General features: G+C 59.2%; 16 protein-coding genes. 15 read left to right on the top strand and 1 reads right to left on the bottom strand.

What is annotated here, in order from left to right:
- Positions 1–13 precede the first annotated feature (13 nt).
- From ABSG47_RS08725 to purK, 14 genes are all read left to right on the top strand, one after another.
- Positions 14–883: a HipA family kinase gene (locus ABSG47_RS08725; RefSeq protein WP_424168920.1), complete on the top strand. Its 870-nt coding sequence runs from the start codon at positions 14–16 to the stop codon at positions 881–883.
- 7 nt (positions 884–890) lie between these two features.
- On the top strand, positions 891–1,730 hold the full coding sequence (locus ABSG47_RS08720) for a DUF3037 domain-containing protein (protein ID WP_424168918.1): 840 nt from the start codon (positions 891–893) through the stop codon (positions 1,728–1,730).
- A gap of 249 nt (positions 1,731–1,979) precedes the next feature.
- Complete coding sequence (locus ABSG47_RS08715; protein ID WP_424168916.1) at positions 1,980–3,269, top strand: phage portal protein; 1,290 nt, start codon at positions 1,980–1,982, stop codon at positions 3,267–3,269.
- 142 nt (positions 3,270–3,411) lie between these two features.
- Entirely contained in the window at positions 3,412–3,927 is a 516-nt protein-coding gene (locus ABSG47_RS08710) for a hypothetical protein (protein WP_424168914.1), read from the top strand.
- 184 nt (positions 3,928–4,111) lie between these two features.
- Positions 4,112–4,525, top strand: coding sequence for a hypothetical protein (locus ABSG47_RS08705; RefSeq protein ID WP_424168912.1), 414 nt, complete (start codon positions 4,112–4,114; stop codon positions 4,523–4,525).
- A 185-nt stretch (positions 4,526–4,710) separates the two neighbouring features.
- Positions 4,711–5,682 carry a hypothetical protein gene (locus tag ABSG47_RS08700; RefSeq protein ID WP_424168910.1) on the top strand — a complete coding sequence of 324 codons (972 nt, stop codon included), beginning with the start codon at positions 4,711–4,713 and terminating at the stop codon, positions 5,680–5,682.
- A gap of 136 nt (positions 5,683–5,818) precedes the next feature.
- Positions 5,819–6,442 (top strand): hypothetical protein, encoded by a 624-nt coding sequence (locus ABSG47_RS08695; RefSeq protein ID WP_424168908.1) that lies wholly within the window; start codon positions 5,819–5,821, stop codon positions 6,440–6,442.
- 117 nt (positions 6,443–6,559) lie between these two features.
- A complete protein-coding gene (locus ABSG47_RS08690) occupies positions 6,560–6,994 on the top strand; it encodes a hypothetical protein (RefSeq protein WP_424168906.1) in 435 nt (144 codons plus the stop codon).
- 191 nt (positions 6,995–7,185) lie between these two features.
- On the top strand, positions 7,186–7,671 hold the full coding sequence (locus ABSG47_RS08685) for a hypothetical protein (RefSeq protein ID WP_424168904.1): 486 nt from the start codon (positions 7,186–7,188) through the stop codon (positions 7,669–7,671).
- Positions 7,671–8,636 (top strand): hypothetical protein, encoded by a 966-nt coding sequence (locus ABSG47_RS08680; protein ID WP_424168902.1) that lies wholly within the window; start codon positions 7,671–7,673, stop codon positions 8,634–8,636. The genes ABSG47_RS08685 and ABSG47_RS08680 overlap by 1 nt, the downstream gene beginning before the upstream one ends.
- A gap of 36 nt (positions 8,637–8,672) precedes the next feature.
- Complete coding sequence (locus tag ABSG47_RS08675) at positions 8,673–10,976, top strand: hypothetical protein (protein ID WP_424168900.1); 2,304 nt, start codon at positions 8,673–8,675, stop codon at positions 10,974–10,976.
- Between the two features lie 118 nt (positions 10,977–11,094).
- Positions 11,095–11,316, top strand: coding sequence for a hypothetical protein (locus ABSG47_RS08670; protein ID WP_424168898.1), 222 nt, complete (start codon positions 11,095–11,097; stop codon positions 11,314–11,316).
- A 110-nt stretch (positions 11,317–11,426) separates the two neighbouring features.
- Positions 11,427–11,945, top strand: a complete 519-nt coding sequence (gene purE, locus ABSG47_RS08665) for a 5-(carboxyamino)imidazole ribonucleotide mutase (RefSeq protein WP_424168896.1) — start codon at positions 11,427–11,429, stop codon at positions 11,943–11,945.
- Complete coding sequence (gene purK, locus ABSG47_RS08660) at positions 11,942–13,090, top strand: 5-(carboxyamino)imidazole ribonucleotide synthase (RefSeq protein WP_424168894.1); 1,149 nt, start codon at positions 11,942–11,944, stop codon at positions 13,088–13,090. Before purE ends, purK begins: the two co-directional genes overlap by 4 nt.
- 55 nt (positions 13,091–13,145) lie before the next feature.
- On the opposite strand, the gene typA is transcribed toward purK, so the two are convergent.
- Positions 13,146–14,963 carry a translational GTPase TypA gene (gene typA / locus ABSG47_RS08655; protein WP_424168892.1) on the bottom strand — a complete coding sequence of 606 codons (1,818 nt, stop codon included), beginning with the start codon at positions 14,961–14,963 and terminating at the stop codon, positions 13,146–13,148.
- 175 nt (positions 14,964–15,138) lie between these two features.
- On the opposite strand from typA, the gene ABSG47_RS08650 reads away from it, so the two are divergent.
- The coding region (locus ABSG47_RS08650; protein ID WP_424168890.1) for a ComEC/Rec2 family competence protein at positions 15,139–16,116 on the top strand (978 nt) is incomplete at its 3' end.

Here is a 16,116-nt window from a genome sequence, read left to right as displayed (position 1 = left end):
AACAGGAGCAATTTTGGCGGTAACGGCGGTGCAGCATATCCGGCGCATGCGTGGCGGCGCACAGGGGCAGTTGATGCTCGGCGCCGACGGCCATGTATACGTCGTCAAGTTTCAGAACAACCCGCAGCATACACGGGTGCTGGCGAACGAGCTTCTGGCAACACGCCTTGCCGCGGCAATCGGACTGACGACGCCACAAGCAGATCTGGTCGACGTATCGCAGTGGCTAATTGAGAACACGCCTGAGCTGGAGATGGACCTTGGACGCAGCCGGGAGCGGTGCAAGCCAGGTTTGCACTTCGGCTCGCGCTTTGCCGGCGGATTGATGCCGGGCCAGGTGGTCGACTATCTGCCGGAGGAACAGCTGGCCGAGGTAAAGAACATCGAGGAGTTCGCCGGAGTTCTGGCGCTGGATAAATGGACCGGCAACGCCAATGGCCGTCAGGCGGTCTTTGTGAAAAAGCAGCGGGAGCGAAGGTATACGGCACATTTTATCGATTTCGGATATTGCTTTCATGCCGGGGAGTGGCGCTTTGAAGATCTGCCGCTGCGGGGCGTTTACTATCGCAATCTTGTTTATAGGGAAGTGCGTGGATGGGAGTCTTTCGAAAAATGGCTGTTCAAGATCGAGAAGCTTTCGGAAGATGTCGTGTGGGGGGCGGTCAATGAGATTCCGCATGAGTGGTATGGCGGAAATATCTCGGAGCTGGAGGCGCTGGCCGAAAAGCTGCTCGCGCGGCGCGGAAAGATACGCGAGCTGATCGAGGCATTCGGGAACTCCGACCGCCAGCCATTTCCGAATTGGGGTCCTGGCGATAAATTCGCCGCCAAAGGCTGGAACGATTCCCGCTGGGAAGCTAGCATCGAAGGCAGAGTGAACTAAGGAGACGATGGCGTCTGGAAAACAAAGACGGAATTGCGAATTTCAACTGCTCCGGTACGTGCCGGATGCGGTGCGAAACGAGTTTGTGCATATTGGCGTGATTCTGCGCGAGCCGGGAACCGGCGAACCGGTTCAGGTCCGTTTCACACGCGACTGGCGCCGGGTACGTTGTCTCGACCCGGAGGCCGACACGGCAATGCTGGAAGGCATGGAGAGCGAACTGCGCCGAGCGTTGGGAGAGGAGCCGGAAGGTAAGCTGAAGCAGATTCTCTCGGAGTCGCTTTCGCTGAACGTGCAGATGACCGAGCCGAAGGCGTACCTGGCGGAAAGCATGCCTGCAGGAGTGGAAGAGCTGATGCGGCTGTATGTTGAGCCGCCGCCGCGCGAGCGAATTTCGAAGCTCCGCGGGCGCAGCGCGATTCAGGCGGAGATGCGCGGTGAGTTTGAGCGGGCAGGGGTATGGGAGCTGATGCGGAAACAGATTCGTGCCTCCGAGTACACGCGGCCCGGTGACCCGCTTCGCATCGATGCCGGTTACAGGCCGAACGGTATGATCCGCATGTTTCATGCGGTAAGCCTGGAGCCAGGCGTGGAGATGGCCAAGGTACTGGCCTTTTCGGCAGCCGGATTGCGGGCTGGAGTCGAGCGCGTCGAGAAGGCGTCGCTCGATCTGACCGCGATTATCGAGCCTGCTGTAAAGGTTGGAGCAACAGAAGATGAGCCGGAGCGGCTGGAACTGTACCGCTTTGGAGTGGAGACCATGGAGGAGCACAGCATTCGCGTGCTAACCACCTCGGATCTGGGCCGCGTGGCGGAAACAGCGCGGAGAGAATTACACATCGGCTGACAGACGAAACAGTAAAAACGCTCGGTGTCCGCGCGGGACAAAAAATATTTTCAAAATATGCAAAATAGTTTGCATATAATTATGAGGTTTTCTGCTAGCATTGTTTTTGTAAATAAGAAGAGCTGGAGACGGCAGCGCGGATCGCGCTGAACGGAGCAAGCTCTGACCATCGGATTTTGCAAAAGGCATGGCCTCACGGTCATGCCTTTTCGTTTTTATGCCTTCAATGCAAGGCGGGAGAAGAGGACCATGCGCGTGAAAATGGGAGAGCAACTGCGGCAGATCTGGCGCCAGGCAACGAGCGGCGGGGCGAGCCGCGAAACACTGGAGGCGAGCGCTGCTTCCGCCGATGCCGCACGCAAGACGCTGGCGCTGCCTTCAATCCTGAGCCCCTTGATTGGGAATGGGCGATTTCCGGGACAGCACTTGCCCAAGCCCACTCCGGCCAATCTGCGCCGCTTTGCGGAGACGCCCGTGGTGCGGCGCGCCATCAACGTCATCAAGGACCGCATCGCCGCTATGGACTGGCATGTGCGCATGCGGCGCGGCGTGCAGCTGGAGAAGGTGGCCTATGTGGAGCGCAAGCTGCGCGCTCTCCGGCGCACGCTCGAAGAGCCGAACGCCACCGATAGTTTCCGCACTCTCATCGAGCAGGTCATTGAGGATGCGCTAACGGGCGGCTATGGTGCCATCGAGATGGAGACCACCGGCGAGCCCGAGCGCCCGGCAATGCTCTGGCCCGTCGATGGAGCATCGATCCGCATCAACGCCAGGTGGGATGGCGATCCCGAGACGCCGCGCTATGCGCAGGTCGCCGTCGGCCAGGCGCCTGCGAACGCAGTGGATCTGCTCGACAGCCAGCTCATGTATATCCGCATGAACCCGCGTTCTTTTACTCCTTTTGGACTAGGCCCTCTGGAGGTTGCGTTTGAGACTGTCAACGAATTTCTCTCCGCGCATCGCTTCGCGGGCAAGCTTGCTGCGAATGCCGTTGCGCAGTATGCCATCTGGCTCAACGAGGCCACGCCGCAGCAGCACGACCGGCTCATTCGCTGGTGGCAGGACGAGATCGAAGGCACCGGCCGCGTGCCGATCATCTCGACGGAGCAGCAGCCGCAAGTGCTCCGCTTTGCACAAGGCACCGATGCCGATCTGCGTCTCGCCTGGCAGCAGTTCCTCATCCGCATGGTGGCGAATGCCTTTGGGCTTTCACCGCTGATGCTCGGACTCGAAGCGGATGTGAATCAATCGACCGCGTCTGAGATGGCTGATGAAGCTTTCCGGGGCGCGATTCAACCGCTAGCCACGCTTATCGCGCAGCACATCACGCGCGATCTCTTCGACAAGTGCATCGGCTGGCGGGAATTTGAATTTGTCTTCAACGATTTGAGCGCGCGCGACGAGCAGACCGAATTGCAGGTGCAAGTACAGCTTCTGCAAGCCGGTGTGCTCACAATAGATGAAGTGCGCGCTATGCGGGGGCTTGGGCCGCTCCCGCAGAAAGGGGAGCCGAACTTGGCAGCGGTTTCCCATGACTGACAGCCGGCCTCCATCTTCGCCGGCGGATACAGGGTGCAGGGATCGGCGCAGATGCGGCCGGCTGCAGTCGAAGCAATACAGCAACAAAAAATAACTGCCGGAAGTCCGGCGGAGCGCGGGGAAATACATGAGATTGGAAGCAATGGCACTCAGGATCCCTCCCGTTGAAGGTCACCCTAACCGGGTTCCCTTTGAAGGAGTTCTCACTATCGTGAATCAACCAAGTGACAAGGCGCCTTCGGGCGCGCGCGGTCACCGCGTCATGCTCACGCATACGGCAGCGGAAAAGGCGCTTGCCTCATTGCTGGGCATGGCCGTGGATTACCGTCCCGGCTGGGACGGCCACGATGCGCGGCGCAAGATTGGCGTTATCACAGAGGCTACCCTGGTGCGCAATCGGATCAATGTGAGCGGCTATCTCTACGCACGGGACTTCCCCGATGTAGCGGAGGCGATTGAAGCGCACACACCCAACGCACTCGGCATGAGCTATGAGCTGGCGGATGCGCGCGTGGACGACATGCGCGCCGAAGTCTGGCAACTCACGCGCGTCACTTTTACCGGCGCGGCGATTTTACTGCGGGAGAAGGCGGCATACCGGGCCACCAGCTTCCGCATGAAGAAGGAGAAGCCGGAGCGCGCTTCAAAGGTGGCGTAACCGGCTTCTTCTTTCTCCAGGCGGAGCGCCGTTTTTGCGGAATGGCAAGGGGTGCGGCGCTCCGTCTTTTTCAAGATCCGGGCAACCGGAAGCACGGAAGGCTCTGCGAACAATGTTCGCGGGGCCTTTTCATTTGTTGGCCAAGTCCTCCCCTGGACGAATCACAACACAGAAAGGAAACAGTATGGAAAGGGAATCGCAGGATGTAACGGCACGGCTGGAGGCCGCGGCCAACCTGCTGGAGCGCACGCTCGGCTGGCTTGAAGAACGGCAGAACGCGCTCTCCGGCGAAGTGGAACGCATCTCCGCGACGGTGGAACAGAGCCGCCGTGAAGAAGAGCTGGCCTCAAAGCTGGAGGCCGTGGAAAAGGAGCTGGCGGAGTTGAAAGCCAACGCTGCCCAGGCAGTTCCAGCGCACTCGGCGCTTGCGCCGCTGCGCAAAACGATACCGGGCGCCACGCTCGACATGCTGGCCAAGCAAGGCGTCGGCGAGGGTCCGGTGGACTCGCGCACGCTGGATGCCGCGCTCTCAAGCCTCAGCATCGAGCAGCGGATCGCAGTCAAGAGCCAACTGCTCCGCGCCGGCGCAATCGCTTAAGTGCAGCTTTTAGCTACCAGCTCTTAGCTTTTAGCTAAAGCATTTCAGCCGCGAGCCATGTCCGGGAGCGCAGGGAAGCATGACAGCACGCTTTTCCGTGCGCTGCCGGGTGTCACACCAACAAGCTAATAGCTAAAAGCTAAGAGCTAAATCGCAACACATCCCCACGGAGGGGCAGAAGAATCATGAACGCATCCTTTGCAGACATCCATGCCGCGGCTGACTTTATCGGACCCGGTGCAATCGAAGTTCCGCTGTACCAGACCGAGATCCTCGACATCTGCCGCAGGTCCAGCCCCTTCGGCCAGCGCATCAAGCAGGTGCCGGCCACGGGTCATCCGTCGCGCTACTTTGAGGAGACCGCGATTCCAAATCCTGGCGCAACAGCCGGTTTTGTGAATCCGCGCTCCATCGCGCCGGCGGTTGTCTCGCCCACACGCGTGGAGCGCGCCGTGCCGCTCAAGGCGCTTGTGGCGCAGATGAACTACAACCTCTTTGACATGGAGCTTGGCAAGCAGCAGAAACAGTTTGAGTACCTGCAGGCGAAGGACCTGGCCGACACAGTTTCCGGCCTGATGGTTACGCACGACGTTGCACTGTGGAACGGCAACGACACCAGCCTTACCACACCCACCACCAACCAGTACATGGGTGTGACGGCACAGATTGCCGCAGGCGGCAACACTGTCACTGTTTCCACCACGGAGAAGATCATCACGACAATCAAGACCACGGTGGCGCTGATGGTGGCCCAGAGCGGCTTCTATGTCCGCCCCACGGCCATCTATGCCAACCCGGTGCTGCTGGACCTGATGGATCAGGAAATGCTCACCGAGTACAACGTGGTCCTCAACACCACGCAAATCACTGGAGGCTTTAACGTCAAGAGCATCACCACCCAGGCCGGCGAACTGCCGCTGATTCCGGACTGGAGCCTCGCCTACACGGGAACTCCTGGTTCGGGCACCGCGGTGCTGCCTGCCTACATCGTGACGGAGGACCTGATCGAGTATCACTGGCTCGGCGATCCGGCTCCGCGCATCCTCCAACTTGGCCTGCCCAATTCGCTCAGCCACCAGTATGTGGCTGTGAAGTTCGGCGCGCCTGTGGTGAAGGGTGCAAACTACGCGCACTACCAGGTGCTGGTGGATCGCTAAAAAGCAGGGGATAGGGAACAGGCGACAGGGACCGGAAAACTACTGCACGGCTTGCTCAAGTGTGTGGCTTCCGGTCTTTGTCCTGTTCCCTGTTTCCTAATCCCTGTTCCCTGTACTTCCCGAAAGGACTCTTCCAATGGCCTATCTGCAGCCATCCGTTTACACCAACTATGGATTGCCGGCCGCTACCACGGCGGACTGGATCACGGCCGCGACAGCCCTGATTAACAGCTACTGCAGGCGGCCGGACCTGAATGTCATTCAATACACGGAGCGTCTGCGTGTCACGGCAGGATCGCAAACCGTGCATCTGAGCTATCTGCCTCTTGCGCCTCTGGCTCCGGCCACTTCGCCTCTCGTCAGCATGCAGGGTCGCTACGCGCGTCCGCGCCGCGGCGAGATGGTCGATACGCCCATGCTCGAGATGGCATTGGCTTTTTCGCTTCCCGGTCAATGGACCAACCTCGATCCCACCACAGTCGATTTCGATCCCAACACCGGCGAGCTTACGTTGCCTTGGAATCTCTTAGGGCTTCCCTACAACGAAGTCTCAGTTACATATACCGCGGGCCTCTCCACCATTGGCGACGACGTTCTGAGCGCCTGTGCGCAGATCGTCCGCAATGCCCAGGCGCAGCCCGCGCTGAATGCGAGCTCGTCCAAGCTGGACACCATGCAGATGCAGTATTTTTCCAGTTCGCTCATCGACGAGACCGTGCAGGCATGGCTTCGTCCCTACATTGCGAACAGGCTGGGGTGAGCCACAGCAGTTCTCCTTCCGGTCTATGCCGAAGCGAAGAACTTTACGCGTTTTTTCCCTTAAGAAAAAACGCTCTGCATAAATCTCAAAGGGAGATAGCTGAAGGAGAACTGCTCTATGAGCGATACATCACCGCGTAATCCCACTGCCGCGCAGCAGATGCTTGCCGATGCACTACTGCGCAGCGTTGGAGGAGCGAGCGCGCAACTGGTTGTCTCAAACACGAGCACAGACAGCGCAATGTCAGAAATGGGTCTGGTTGCCACCAGCTTCGGCAGCGTCATCGTAAGTCCGGTGGTGATGCGAAAGCTACGCCCGACGTGGCAGGAAGGCAATCAATCGAAATGGGAGCTGTTCATCTCGGCTACCAGCGTTGAAGAGCAGGTCGGCGCGCTCGATCTTGCATCCGCTCAATCGCTCTTCGCCATGACGCTGAGTGTCATCGTCGGCGAACAGAGTTATCTCATCGAGGCCATAGCCTCCAACGAAGCCTTCGGCCAGATATTTCTTTACCGTCTCCTGCTCCGCGAACAGCGGCAGCAAGCGGTTTAACGAAGAGATCAGGGGTCAGAGATCAGTCTTGATCTCACTCTCCCCGGCGCTCATCTTTTCAGATCGGTTTTTTCAACTTCGGTCTGCTTCCGCGAAAGCACGAACCGGGAAAGGCATACAGGAAAACAAGGGAGTGGTCACCGAGCAGCTTTTGCTGATCTCTGATCTCTGACCCCTGATCCCTGTCTTCTATGCAGAACGCAAAAGATTCTTTCTACATAGCGCTGCGCACACGGCTTGTTGCCATCAATCCGGACCGCACCATCCTGCTGCGCGGCGCGGTCCGGCCCGGCATTCTTGTTGAAGAAGCGGAGGCTCCATTTCCGCAACTGCCGGACGATGTCTATACGCTGCGGTGGCTCTCGCTCGGAGTGGATGTCGATCTCGCATCTACGCTTGTCGCGCAGGAATGCGAGATTCTCTACTCCACCTGCGGCACGCAGAGCTTCGGCGGACTTGACCGCGGTCGTCTCCTGAGTGCCATGGACGAGGAGATCACCTCCATGCTGCAGCCTTTTTGTACGCCCAAGCTCAGCTACGTGGCCAGCCCGCCCACAACCATGCTTACTCAGGTTTTCTGGGATGAGCCCGTCTTCGGTCCCATCGTCACGCAGCGTGATCGCATCAGCCGCGTCGTCAAGGTTCTTGTATACAGCTATCAGGAGCAGGGTGAGTGATGTCCACCACGAACTGGTTTTCCAACTCCGCGCCGGTAGCGCGCCGCGTCCGCGCCTACTTTGCGCCCGTCAACCGCGCCGCGCAAGTACCAGTCCTCTTTGATCCCTCTGAGCAGGGTACATTCAGCTTTACTGCCCCGCCCGCGCCATGGATCGACCTCGGATGGATTCAGGGCTTTGCACGCAAATCCGCGAGCAAGATCGCCGCGATTAACACAGGCATACCCGCCGCGCCACTCGATCAGGTCCGCGAAAATCTCTCGGCCCAGGTCCTCTTTGAGTTCCTTGGCTGGACCAAGCTCACCATGGCGCTCGCCACCGGATCGCAGCACATGAATCTGCTCGCGCCCGCATCCGGCGCGGCTCACGCGGCGGTCGGCGCTCGGGCTACATCCGCGGTGGCCGTGCAGAGTGGGTCCACGGCCACCTCCATCGTGCTATCCTCCACGGCGGGTTTCACCGCAGGTCAGGCCGTTGCTGTAGATATAGACAACACCGGCCAGACAGGCTACGTCGGCTCGCCAGTCTCCGGCGCGTACATTCGCCAGGCCATCTCGGATGTCGATTACATCCGGCGCGTCACCTTTAATGTCGCGCTGATCTCTCAGGTCGCATCTACCAGCCTCACGCTGGCATCTCCTCTTCCCGGCGGCGTGCCCGCCACAGAAGCCAAGGCGCAGGCCGTTACGGGATTCGTCGATCGCGAAGGCGGCAGCTTTTTTCAGGAGTGGTCCGCGCTCTTCGTCATGGAAGGTTCACAGCACGAGCGCATCTTCTTCCACTACCCGCGTCTGCAACCTAACACCGGAGCGGAAGAAACAAATATAGCGCTCGCTTCGAAAAGCAAGCTCCAACGCATTTCGCTGCACGCACAGTTCACCGCGCTCCCGGTCACCGACCCACTCGATGGGGAACGAATTCTCTGCTACCGCAGCTTCCTGCCTGCGCCCAACGCGCTGGTCTAACCAAACCAACCATCTTGTATAGGAACCTTCGTCATCATGATCATCACCATCCAGAGCCAGAACTATACAACGGCGCTCGACTCCGCACACCCGCTGCTCATCAAGCGCACGCTTAACGAGCCATCCGTCTGCGAGCTCTGGCTCAGCCTGGCTGCTAGCGGTTCTCTTGCCGTCCCTGTGCGCAATCAGTCGCTCACCGTCACAGGAGACGACGGCACGGCCTACTTCACCGGCTACATTGCTGCCGCTCCAATGCCGGAGTATGCAGGTCTTGCGCTCGAAGGACCGCGCTATCGTTATGCGGTCCAGGCCATCAGTGATGAGGTTCTCCTCGACCAGGTCCTCATGGCGCCCAGCAAAGGCGCCAGCGGTCAGAGCGCAGGCGCACTCATGACTTCGCTCGTCACCCGGACCGCCGCCAGATCTCTTGTCACCAGCTCGCTCACTCTCAATCTGGGGGTCAGCCACTTCGCGCCGGACGCCGGCACGCCCTTCAGTGGATGCGCCTCGCAGGTCGCGGGTCAGGTCCGTGCAGCTTATCGTGCGCTCACCGGCCAGCTCACTCTCACGCCCGTTCCCGGCGCCACACATCCGCTGAATGAGACCGACGGCAGCCTCACGCTCTCCAATCTCACTCTCACCGCAAGCGTCAAACGCGCCCTCGCCAACGACATCACTGTCTGCGGAGAAAATGAGGCATGGGCCTACGCCACGGAGTACTTCCTCGGCGATGGAACGACCACACAGTTTCCGCTCTCCGCCGATCCATACTACATCGCCTCATCTAAAGCAAAGATCATCACTGAGCTCTTCAACGAGGCCGGGATTAATCCCGCGGTGTGGGCCGCTAACTCCACTTACTTCGGTATCGGAGCAGCCGGCCTCACCATGATGGGCGGAAACGGAAATGACGGCCAGACGCCTCTCACGTGGATCGATCCTATCGAGATGGGCGGAACCCTCATGTTAGAGGTTGACGGCCTGACACTGGCCACTAACAGCGCGGGAATCGTCGGCGGATTCTTTTCCGGACTCTTAACGGCGGCATCCTGCATTGCAGGCTTCCAGGCCACCGCGCAATCCGGTACCGGCGCCGTAAGCCTGCAACCGGTCGTCATTGGCGCTGCGACCGGTACCAGCTACTCCATTAATCCAGCGAATCAGTACACCCTCCGCGTCCGCGTCCACTGCCAGGAGCAGGAGCGGATTCAGGCCACCTATTACTCCTTCGGAGATAGCGGCGGCATCAGCGGTGGCGGCAAAATCAATCTCGCCGGGGCCAATCTCCTCTTTGAACTGATCGAAGTAGTCGATGGCGTTGCCGGCATGCCAGTCATTCTTTATGACGGCGCCATCCCAAATCTGCCGGACACCTGCAGCATTCTCCCTGCCAGCAGCATCAATCTCCAGGGAACCATGCGTTCCTTCAGCCTCACCAATCTCGGTTCGGGATGGGTTGTCTGCACGCCTTCAGGCGGAGCACCCTTCACGCGCCGCGTTGGTCCTTCCACGGCAAACTCTGAGTGCGAAGTTGAGCGTACCGGCAAGCTGGCTTTTTATACCGGTTACATTCCTCCAGTGGGCGAGCAGATCGCTGTTACTTATCGCACCCAGGGCCGCGCAGTAGGCCGCTCTGTCAACTCTGCCAGCCAATCCACACTAGCTGCCGCAGGCCTTCCCTCCGTCTCGGCATGGATTGGCTCCGTCACCAATCCGCCGGCACGCAGCTCCGCCGATTGCCGCACTGCCGCCTCGGTGATCGTGCAGGCATCCTCCGGTGTCAGCGCCCTCTGGAGCGGAACCTACAAGGGCACGCGCCTGAGTTTTGCTTCAGACGTCTGGCCAGGCGACGAACTTCAGCTCAACGCCACTTCACTCAGCCTGAGCGCGCAGGTCGTCGTCCGCACGGTGGAGATCACATACACGGCCAGTTCGCCGGATCTCGTCCAGTACGAAGTCACCTTCGCTAATGACTGGGCAGACGATCTCGCTATCAAGACCAGCATTACTGTTCCAGCAACTACATGGCTCCCCGCGCCTGTCGGCTATACACCCATGGCCAACCTCAACGCGCTCACCGTCACCGCACTTTCGGGCAGCAGCGTCACTGTCAACACTGGCGTTGCTCCTCCGACTGGCGGCGGCTTTGAGGTTCGCACCCGCGATTTTGCCTTCATGCCCGGCAGTGATCCTACGCTAGTCCTGCGCGGCTCTGAGCAGACGCTCACCTTCGCACGCCAGTCGGCCAATGATCGCTTCTATATTCGGATGTTCGATGGCTCTACGCCGCCTAACTACTCCGAGTTCTCGACAGCGCTTTTCATCAATCTGCCGCTGTAAACCAAAATCGTTGTCATCCTGAGCGAAGTTTCGCGCATTGCGCGAAACGAGTCGAAGGACCTGTGGTTGCTTTTTACTGATCTCTGGCCCCTGCTCTCTCATGGAGTTCTATATGCGCATGATGAATGAATTCGAAGCCCAGGTCTTGAGCGACCTCTCCGTCCTCAAATCGCAGATCAATGGCCTCATGGGCGACGGCAACGGAGGCCGCATCGCGGAACTCGAGCGCCGCATGGAGCACCACGAGCAGAACTGGCAGCGCGCGAAGGGATTTCTCGCTGCTGTCAGCGTCCTCTTCGCCGTCCTAGAAGTCGCCGTCGAAGCTTGGCACAGGCACTAGGAGTTGCGGTAGGGTAGGATACCCTCTCCCCCTCCCCACGCACCAGAATCTGTGTTTATGCAAATCTGTAAGTTAGCAGCCGGCGCAACACGCCTACATATAATGAACAGATGAGCCAGCAGCCGCCAACCGGCCCTATCGTGGGCGTCGTTATGGGCAGCAAGAGTGACTACGAAGTCCTCTCTGCCGCCGTCGAAATTCTGCGTGTACTTGAGATTCCGTACGAAGCAAAGATCGTCAGCGCGCACCGCACGCCGGACCTGCTCTTCAGCTATGCGGAAACAGCTCGCGAACGCGGCTTGCGCGTCATCATTGCCGGAGCCGGCGGCGCGGCACACCTGCCCGGAATGCTCGCTGCAAAAACGCTCGTCCCGATCCTCGGCGTGCCTGTGCCCGCCACGGTTTTGAATGGCCAGGACTCGCTGCTTTCGATCGTCCAGATGCCCAAAGGCGTTCCGGTCGGCACGCTCGCCATCGGCAAACCTGGCGCAGCCAACGCAGCCCTGCTTGCCGCCGAAATTCTCGCTATCACGGACGAGGATCTCTACGACCGCCTCGCCAAATGGCGCGCGGCACGCACGCAGCAAGTGCTCTCGCAGGAGCTTCCTGACGTGGAGCACAAATCTTGAGCAGCAGAGTTATCGTCCCCGGCAGAACTCTTGGCATTCTTGGGGGAGGCCAACTGGGCCGCATGATGGCTATGGCAGCCCGCACTATGGGTTATCACGTCCGCGTCATGGACCCCGAGCCGAACTGTCCGGCCAGTTTTGTTGTAGATGAAGTCGTCGTGGGCAAATGGGATGACGTCGCCGCAGCCGAGCGGCTTGCAAGAGGAAGCGACGCAATCACCCTCGAAATCGAGCAGATCGGTGTCGATGCCCTCGCGCGCGTTGCGGCCATCGCTCCGCTCCGTCCCGGCGTTGAAGCTATTCGCATCATCCAGGACAAGACGCTGCAGAAGCCTTGGCTCGCCGAATACGGTTTTCCTGTCGGCCCCTTTCGCATCGTCAACTCGGAAGCCGAACTGCAAGAAGCTGTTCCTGCGCTCAATGATCAGGTCTTTCTCAAGATTGGCCGCGGTGGTTATGACGGCCGAGGGCAAGTACGCATCGGCCTTGACTCACCGGCAACCGAAACATCCATCGCGGAAGCATGGAAATCAATCGGTGAAAAGCCTGCCGTTGCTGAGCAAGCTCTCGATCTCGATTTTGAGATCTCTGTCATGGCCTCGCGCAATCCATCGGGCGAGGTTCGCAGTTTTCCCGCCGCGCGCAATCATCATGAAAATCAGATTCTTGACTGGAGCGTTCTTCCGGCAGGCATTTCACCTTCTTTAGAAGAAAGCGCGAAGCGCCTTGCAGGCGAGATCGCCGCAGCTCTTGGCATCGAAGGCCTGCTCTGTGTTGAGATGTTCATCACCAAGCAGGGCAAACTCTTTGTCAACGAACTCGCGCCCCGCCCGCACAACAGCTACCACCAGAGCGAGCGCGGATGCGTTACGAGCCAGTTTGAACAGGCGGTGCGCTGCGCACTCAATCTTCCCCTCGGCGACACTTCGCTCATCTCTCCCTGCGCTATAGTTAACCTCCTTGGCGACCTTTGGCTCGGCCACGATCCTGATTTCGCCGCCGCGCTTCAAGTGCCCGGCGTCCGCCTGCATCTCTATGAAAAGCACACGCCACGCACAGGGCGGAAAATGGGTCACTTTTCTTCGGTCGGCTCAACGGCAGAAGAAGCGTTGGAAAGAGTTTTAGAAGCCAAACGGCGCTTATAGGCAAATACAAATGCCCGCCAATCGGCGGGCATTTGTATTTGAGCTGAAGCTGGCTTTACGCTTCTACCTTCTGCCACCGCTTCGGGCGCTGGTTGGCCTGCAGAATCTTCTTCCGCAACCGCAGCGACTTTGGCGTTACTTCCACAAGTTCGTCATCAGCGATGAACTCGATGGCTTGCTCGAGATTCAGTGCCCTCGGTGGTACCAGCCGGATCGCTTCATCCGAGCTCGATGCACGCATGTTCGTCAGCTTCTTCTCGCGCACCACGTTTACGTCGAGATCGTTGTCGCGTGAGTGCTCGCCCACAACCATGCCTTCGTAGACATCCACGCCGGCGCCAACAAAGAGAATGCCGCGCTCCTGAAGTCCGTTCAGCGAGTAGGTCGTTGTCAAGCCATTGCGGTCGGCAATCAGCGCGCCCGTGGGCCGCTGCGGAATCTCGCCCTGGTAGGGAATGTAGCCGTCAAAGAGCGCGTTCATCACAATCGTGCCGCGCGTCTCAGTCAGCATCTCTGAGCGCAGTCCGATCAGGCCACGGCTCGGTACGCGAAACTCCATGCGCACGCGGCCTGAGCCATGATTATGCATCCTGGTCATTTCGCCTTTGCGCGGTCCGAGCTTTTCGATCACCACGCCGGTGTGTTCTTCCGGCACGTCGATTGTCAGATGCTCGACAGGCTCCATGCGCGTGCCGTCCACCACCTTGGTGACAATCTCCGGGCGGCCTGCCAGCAGCTCATAGCCTTCGCGGCGCATCATCTCAATGAGAATCGCAAGCTGGAGTTCGCCGCGTCCCAGCACCTTGAAGGTGTCGGGTGAATCGGTTTCTTCCACGCGGATCGAGACGTTCGTCAGCAACTCGGTCTGCAACCGCTCGCGCAGGTTGCGGCTTGTAACGTACTGGCCTTCGCGGCCGGCGAAGGGCGAGTTGTTCACGCTGAACTGAATCGCAATCGTCGGCTCATCAATGACGATGAGCGGCAGCGGCGCGGGATTCTCGACGCTGGTGATCGTCTCGCCGATGGTGATGCCTTCGACACCCGCTACGGCTACGATGTCGCCCATCTCAGTCTCCGTAGTTTCAGTGCGCTTGAGGCCGTAGAAGGTGAAGAGCTTGGTAATCTTCGTCTTCTGTAGCGAGCCGTCACGCTTTGAAATCAAAACTTCATCGCCGGCATGAAGCGTGCCCTGGAAGACGCGGCAGATGGCGATGCGGCCGAAATAATCCGAGTAGTCGAGGTTGGTGACGAGAATCTGGAGCGAGCCGCTCTCGTCGCCGGTGGCCTGCGGAATGGTTTTGACGATAGCCTCAAAGAGCGGCTCAAGGCTCTCGCCGGGCTTGGCCGGGTCGAGTGTCGCCGTGCCTTGCTTGGCTACCGCGTAGAGAACCGGAAAGTCGAGCTGATCCTCGGTCGCGTCGAGATCGATGAAAAGATCGTAAATTTCGTTCAGAACTTCCTGCGGGCGCGCATCGGGACGGTCGATCTTGTTGATACAAACAATGGTCGACAGCTTTGCTTCGAGCGCCTTTGAGAGCACATAGCGCGTCTGCGGCAGCGGACCTTCCGCTGCGTCGACGAGGAGCATGACGCCATCGACCATCTTGAGAGCGCGCTCCACTTCGCCGCCGAAATCTGCGTGGCCCGGTGTGTCGACGATGTTGATCTTGCCGCCGCCGTAGTGGATGGCGGTGTTCTTGGCCAGAATGGTGATGCCGCGCTCGCGCTCGAGCTCATTCGAGTCCATGACGCGGTCGGCGACCTGCTCGTTGGCGCGGAAGGTTCCGGACTGGCGAAGCATGGCGTCTACAAGCGTGGTCTTGCCGTGGTCCACATGCGCGATGATGGCGATATTGCGTATCGTCTGGCTCACTGTATGTAAAATTCCTGTTCTGCGGATCAAGCCCCGATTGCGGCCGCATGAAGATGGAAAAGGCGGGCCATAGAGGAGCGATAAATCACGGATTTTGCCGCTAATGCGGCAGTTTCTATTCTAACAGTTGCCTGATTTTCCTGCCTTTGGCAGGGTGCGATAGACTTGGCGCGCCATGAAAATCACTTTCCTGAGACTCGCCTTTCATCTTTCCGTCCTCTCACTCCTCTGTCTTGCGGCCCAGGCGCAAAGGCAGGACAAGCTGCTGATCTATTCGATCGACGTTGAGGGCGGGCAGTCCACGCTGCTGGTTTCCCCTTCGGGGTCTTCCCTTTTGGTTGACACTGGTTGGCCCGGCGAGAATGGCCGCGATGCCATGCGCATTCAGGAGGCGATGAAGGATGCCGGGATTACGAAAATCGATCATGTGTTGATTACGCACTTTCATGTGGATCATGTGGGCGGCGTGCCGAATCTTGTGCAGCATGTCAAAGTGGGCGAGTTCATCGATCATGGCGAGAACCGCGAGGACTCCGACATTACGCGTCACGACTATGCCGCCTACCTCAAGGCCATCCAGGGGCATCCGCGGCGGATTGTCCATCCAGGCGACACGATCGAAGTTCCGGGCCTCAGCATTGTCGTTCTGACGGCGGATGGTGAGCATATTGCGTCTGTTCCGGGAGTGAAGCCGGAGCCCAATCCTTATTGCGCCAGCGAGCCGAAGTGGGATCTCGATACGACGGAGAATCCGCGTTCCACTGGCATTCTGGTGCGCTTTGGCAAGTTCCGCTTTCTCGATCTTGGCGATCTGACGAAGGCCAAGGAAATTCCCCTTGTCTGCCCGAACAATCTGATTGGGCGCGTCGATCTCTACCTGGTGAATCACCACGGCTTCAACCTTTCGAATTCGAAGGCTTTTGTGGATGCGATTCATCCGCGCGTGGCGATTATGAACAACGGGGCTCATAAGGCCGGCAGTCCGGAGGCATGGCAGACGGTGCATGAGAGTCCGGGCCTGGAAGACCTGTACATGGCGCATACTGCCGAGGAGTCCGATGCGGCACACAACAGCCCGGAGGCGCTGATTGCGAATCCGAAAGGCACGGCAAAAGACGGCGCTTACTTCAAGGTGCTGGCCAGCCGGGATGGC

This window comes from Occallatibacter sp., assembly GCF_049510455.1.
Lineage (GTDB): Bacteria > Acidobacteriota > Terriglobia > Terriglobales > Acidobacteriaceae > Telmatobacter.
This window is presented reverse-complemented; position numbering and strand designations above follow the sequence as displayed.